Source organism: Enterocloster alcoholdehydrogenati, assembly GCF_013282095.1.
GTDB lineage: Bacteria > Bacillota > Clostridia > Lachnospirales > Lachnospiraceae > Enterocloster > Enterocloster alcoholdehydrogenati.
The window spans coordinates 1-629 of record NZ_BLTJ01000045.1; the positions used below are offsets into that span (position 1 = coordinate 1).

A 629-nucleotide genomic window follows, 5' to 3' on the forward strand; every position below is an offset into this window, starting at 1 on the left:
TCTTAAACCGTTTTACTTGGTTTTTGTTCTGAATTTTCTCAAATCCAAAGGTCTAAACCAAACCTTTTGAATTGTTAGAATTTTCAGGGTTTTACATACTGTTTAATCTTCAATTTTCAAGGAACTTTTGTTGTTGTCTTGTTCAGCAGCAACTTTTATATCTTACCACAGTTGCTTTTGTTTGTCAACAACTTTTTTCTTTTTTATTTTACTTCTTTTCTTGCCGATCACCTCAGCGAGTATCAATGATATCACATTCAAGCATCCATGTCAACTACTTTTTTAATCAGCATTTTGGAAAGAAGAGCGGAGAAAGAGGGATTTGAACCCTCGCGCCGGTTTCCCGACCTACACCCTTAGCAGGGGCGCCTCTTCGGCCTCTTGAGTATTTCTCCGAATTCATATTCCATATAAGTGCTTCTAATGAACATATTTGTTCGTCAGACGCATATGGTATTATACTAAAGGGATCTTGTTATGTCAAGACATATTTTTCAACTTTCTTCAATTCGTAAAGCACACAATTATCATCATTAAATATACAGCACATCATAAGAAGGAGAAAAAATGACAAAAACAGAATACGAAAATGAATTAGAAAAATATGAATCTACTCAAGATTTTGTAGA

At 34.2% G+C, this 629-nt stretch carries 1 tRNA gene; it reads right to left on the bottom strand.

What is annotated here, in order from left to right:
* Positions 1-307: 307 nt before the first annotated feature.
* Positions 308-395 (bottom strand) — tRNA-Ser (locus tag HW447_RS17840).
* Positions 396-629: the final 234 nt, after the last annotated feature.